This window comes from Kitasatospora phosalacinea (assembly GCF_000717185.1).
Lineage (GTDB): Bacteria > Actinomycetota > Actinomycetes > Streptomycetales > Streptomycetaceae > Kitasatospora > Kitasatospora phosalacinea_A.
On sequence record NZ_JNYE01000211.1, the window covers coordinates 1 to 4,276 of the forward strand.

6 protein-coding genes are annotated in these 4,276 nt (G+C 69.2%); 2 read left to right on the forward strand and 4 right to left on the reverse strand.

What is annotated here, in order from left to right; translation table 11 throughout:
* Positions 1 to 322 precede the first annotated feature (322 nt).
* Positions 323 to 568: a hypothetical protein gene (locus OO57_RS44470; RefSeq protein WP_158715385.1), complete on the forward strand. Its 246-nt coding sequence runs from the start codon at positions 323 to 325 to the stop codon at positions 566 to 568.
* On the opposite strand, the gene OO57_RS37515 is transcribed toward OO57_RS44470, so the two are convergent.
* The 3 genes from OO57_RS37515 to OO57_RS46555 all read right to left on the reverse strand — a co-directional run bounded on the left by OO57_RS37515 (position 560) and on the right by OO57_RS46555 (position 2,003).
* A complete protein-coding gene (locus OO57_RS37515; RefSeq protein WP_234337711.1) occupies positions 560 to 1,099 on the reverse strand; it encodes an EF-hand domain-containing protein in 540 nt (179 codons plus the stop codon). The two genes, OO57_RS44470 and OO57_RS37515, sit on opposite strands and share 9 nt — an antisense overlap.
* Before the next feature lie 425 nt (positions 1,100 to 1,524).
* Positions 1,525 to 1,893, reverse strand: coding sequence for a tectonin domain-containing protein (locus tag OO57_RS38945; RefSeq protein WP_051778765.1), 369 nt, complete (start codon positions 1,891 to 1,893; stop codon positions 1,525 to 1,527).
* The gene (locus tag OO57_RS46555) at positions 1,863 to 2,003 is read right to left on the reverse strand and encodes a tectonin domain-containing protein (RefSeq protein WP_324606821.1); all 141 of its coding nucleotides are present in this window, start codon (positions 2,001 to 2,003) and stop codon (positions 1,863 to 1,865) included. The genes OO57_RS38945 and OO57_RS46555 overlap by 31 nt, the downstream gene beginning before the upstream one ends.
* Positions 2,004 to 2,951: 948 nt before the next feature.
* On the opposite strand from OO57_RS46555, the gene OO57_RS37530 reads away from it, so the two are divergent.
* Positions 2,952 to 3,356, forward strand: a complete 405-nt coding sequence (locus OO57_RS37530) for a hypothetical protein (protein ID WP_033257369.1) — start codon at positions 2,952 to 2,954, stop codon at positions 3,354 to 3,356.
* A 40-nt stretch (positions 3,357 to 3,396) separates the two neighbouring features.
* On the opposite strand, the gene OO57_RS41975 is transcribed toward OO57_RS37530, so the two are convergent.
* Positions 3,397 to 4,205 (reverse strand): IS5 family transposase gene (locus OO57_RS41975; RefSeq protein WP_106974220.1). Its coding sequence is split into 2 segments (ribosomal slippage): positions 3,397 to 3,866 and positions 3,866 to 4,205, totalling 810 coding nucleotides; the frame shifts between segments, so codons are not numbered across the junction.
* Positions 4,206 to 4,276 lie beyond the last annotated feature (71 nt).

Genomic DNA, 4,276 nt, shown 5'->3' on the forward strand with positions numbered 1-4,276 from the left:
TAACTGATCGTTTCAGAATGAGGTTCGGAGCTTCCGCAGGCAGATGATGGCTGCAGGCTGGTTGGAGCAGGCCCAATCGAGGTCGGTGCGTCGCTTGTAGCCGGTGCGGAGCCGTTTGAACTGGTGGAGCCAGACGAAGGTTCGCTCGACCAGCTAGCGTCCCCTGCCCGGTCCGGAACCATGGGTGAGGCCGCGGCGGTGATCCTCGGCGTGATGCCGCTACGACGAAGGACGCGGAGGTGTGGTTGTAGCCGCGGTCCGCGAACAGCCTGTGCGGCCGGTCGCTGGCAGGGGCTGCCCCGCAGGCCTCGAACATGCTCTGGTGCTGGTCGACACCCTGGACGTGGACGCTGCCCTGGAGCGGCTGCGCGCCGACGGCTTCGACCTCCGTGATCAGGACATCGCCCGCTTCTCCTGTTCGAGCGGCACCGCGTCAACCTGCTCGGCCGGCAAGGCGTCCTGCTGCCTGGGATGCCCGGCCGCCTGCGGCCACTGCGGGACCCGGGCCGGGCCGGGAAGCAGTGAGCACGGCCGGCGCCGGGCGGTAGTCGGGGCAGGGTCAGAGTGAAAGACCTGCCGGGCCCAACAGGTAGTTGCCCGGTGCGGCGGGATCGGTGCTGAGGTAGAACTCCACGATCGCCTTGCGGTACTCGGCGTGGCTGACGACGCCGTCGCCGTTGAGGTCGATCCGGGCGAACGCCGGCGCGGACACCTCGCGGGGAACGCCCAGGGTGTCGTAGAGGCGCACGTACTCCTCCAGGGACAGCACGCCGTCCCCGTTGGTGTCGAAGGCGTCCATCACCGCGTCGGCGATCCGCATCACGGCGCTCTCGAAGTGCGCGGGGGCGGTCACGTTGTCCTGCATGACGACGCGGAACTCCTCGCGGGAGACCATTCCGTCGCCGTCGGTGTCCGCGTGCTCGACCAGCAGGTCCCACCACTGGCCGAACGCATCGTGGATGGCCTTCACGTTGGCATCGTCGCCCGGCCGCGCCGTCCGGGAGAACACCGCGGCCGTGGCCTGGAAATCGGCCCCCGACAGCTGCCCGTCGCCGTCCTGGTCGAACCAGGCGAACAGGGAATCGAACTTTTCGCTCATCGCAGCCGCATCCGGCATCACAGGGCGTCCTCTCGCTTCGTGCCGCTCGCACAACGCGGGCGGCGGTCGCACGACCGTAAAACCGCCTGCTGGTCGGCGGGTACGGAACGGGCGCAAGATCATCCCAACGGGGTACCGTCAGTACGGGCGGCCTATTTCGCGTCTGCGGAAGCTGGAGGGTCCGGTGCCGAACCCGGGGGCCGGGGCCTTTCGCCGGTGGCTGCCTCGCGGGATGCTCTTCGCCTGCTGCTGCCAGGCGCGGGTCGGCTGGTCGCCTCGGCGATCTCCTGCGGGGGCGGCTTGGCGTGTGTGCCTGCACCTGACCTGGCCAAAGCGGGCTGAACGCGGCGCAGGAGTGACCAGTGCATTCGTGCGGGCCCGGGCCCTCTGGGCCGCCGGGCCCGCACGAAACGGCAGGTGGGGGATCAGCTCGGCTGGTCGCCGGTGTACCGGTAGACCTCGCTGGCGCCGTTGACGTGCCACACGGTGCCGTCGGCGCCGGCGGCGATGTCGGTGGCGGGGCCGGGGGCGGGGATCTTGATCCACGGGTTGGTGCCGCTGGCGTCGTTGTTGGTGTACCGGTAGATGGTGCCGGCGGGGTCGATGCCCCACACGTTCGTCCGGGAGCCCACTGCGATGCGCTTCAGGCTGCCGGCGACGTTCTTCCACGGGTTCGCGCTGTCCTGGTCCCCGACGTACCGGAAGATCTGGTTGGCGCCGTTGACGCCCCAGACCGTGCCGTCCGCGCCCGCCCCGATGTCGCTCAGCCCGCCGGGGATGAGATGTTCTTCCACGGATTGTCGCCGTCCTGGTCCCCGACGTACCGGAAGATCTGGTTGGCGCCGTTGACGCCCCAGACCGTGCCGTCCGCGCCCGCCCCGATGTCGCTCAGCCCGCCGGGGATAGATCGCGCTGAGACCGCCCGTGACCTTCACCCAGTCCGCCATGCTCAACCCGCCTTCCGTCGTACCGATACCTGACTGAATCCTTGGCATGCAGACGACCGCGGCAAACGGGCGACTACGTCCACCAATGCTTAAGTAGTCCGGAAATCGCCGTTTTTGACCCTGCCTGCCTTGAGGATCAAGGGGAGGCGGGAGTTCGCCGCTGGGAGCGTTCGGCCGGAACCCATGTCGCGCCCACGGGGGATCGACACCAGATCCGACCTGTGCAGGCGTGCTGGTGCGACTGCGGTGTGACAGGCAGGGAACCCTACGGACCCCGGTATGGCAGCCAGGGAAGGGAGCGGGTGAATCGCACCCTCGCCGACCACAAGCGGTGGAAGGGCCTCGGGCGCTGAACCCACTGCCGGAACCACCTGCCCGACACCTACCGCGCCATTGCCGACCTCGCTCCGACCGTACCGCCAAGGTGCGAACCACGGCCTCCGACAGGCGATCCCGTCCTCACCCGCTATCACGAACCCGCTCGTAAGCCATTGCCCAATCCGCCCTGCAACTGGTCCTCGCCGACGAAACCGCCCTCTACCGCCTCGGCCGGGCCCAGTTCCTCGACGCAGCCACCGCCACCGGCGACCCGCTCCACCTCATGCGCCCGTTCGGCATCACCGACGACACCGCCATGCGCTACATCACCACGGCTCTCCCCGGGCGCACCGCCGAACTCCCCCGCTGAGGGGGAGCGCACTTCGGGGGACAACTGGCGTGAGCACATACTGCCTGACCGTAGGGCGACCCGCGGCTCCCGGCCTCGCCGCTGACAGACCGGGGACAGCGTGGTTTCACGCCGGGTCACCGATTTTCGGCCTTTCCTCCAGAAGTCGCTGAGCACAACACCGTGCCCTGCGACGCTCTGACCAGGTCGGCACCGCGCCGGCCCGCAAGGAGAGAACATGTCCGAGACCACGCCCCAGTCCGAAATCACCGACCTCGGGGCGCTTGAGGCAACCGAGGGCGGCCCCGCCTCCCCCGACGTGAGCAGCATCCCGGTGACGGAGGTCAAGCCCGAGGGCGAAGCCACTCTGGTCCAGGTCGCGCAGGCCGACCTCACGCCGCAGGACGTGGGCACCTTCAGCGTCCGGTACGTAGGCCGGGTGCCCCAGCTCGTCGTCACAGGCGGCAGCGTCGTCCCCTCCGTCGTCACCGTCGTCGACGGCTCGGGCAACGTCCTCGCCGAATACGCTGCCCGCCCAGCCACGGCACCCAAGCCGGTCAGCAGCCGCCTGCTGCCCATTGACCAGCACCAGATCATCGGCTGCGTCACCCCCGACTGCTTCCCCGTCAGCCTGAGGGCGTGAATCAAGGCGGCCCGCCTGCGGCCAGCCATCACTGATCATTCTAGGAAGAGGGCCGGAGCCTGCGCAGGCAGATGATGCTGCAGGCGAGTTGAAGCAGGCCCAGGTGGAGGTCCGCGTGTCTCTCGTAGCGGATCCGCAGGCGCTTGAACTGGTGCAGCCAGGCGAAGGTCCGCTCGACAACCCAACGGGTCTTCCCGAGTCCTGAGCCGTGGGCGACGCCGCGCCGGGCGATCCTGGGGGTGATGCCGCGGTGCCGCAGGATGCGCCGGTACTTGTCGTAGTCGTAGCCCCGGTCAGCGAAGAGCCTGCGCGGCCGGTGACGTGGCCGTCCGCGCAGGCCCCGGATGCGCGGGATCGCGTCCAGCAGCGGCAGCAGCTGGGTGACGTCGTGGCGGTTTCCACCGGTCAGCGTGACAGCGAGTGGGGTGCCGTTCCGGTCGACGATCAGATGGTGCTTGCTGCCCGGCCGGCCCCGGTCCACCGGCGAAGGTCCGGTGTGAGCCCCCCCTTGAGGGCCCTGACGTGCGAGCCGTCGACCGCCGCGTCGTCCATCTCCAGCAGGCCCGCCGACCGCAGTTCGGCAAGAAGCAGCTCGTGCAGACGAGGCCACACGCCGGCCTGGCTCCAGTCCCGCAACCGCCGCCAGGCGGTGACACCACTGCACCCGGTCCGCTCCGCGGGCACGTCGCGCCAGCTCACGCCCTTGCACAGCACATACATGATGCCGCGGAGCGCAGCACGGTCATCCGTCGGCAGGCGGCCCGGGTAGCGGGGGCGCCTCGGCGGGCGTGGCGGCAGCAGCGGAGCGACCCGCTCCCACAGGTCATCTGGCACAAGATCATCCGGCATATGCAGCACTCTGCCGCCTCGCCCCTCAACTGCCAAGCCCTCGGTCAAACTCATTTTGAAATGACCAGTAA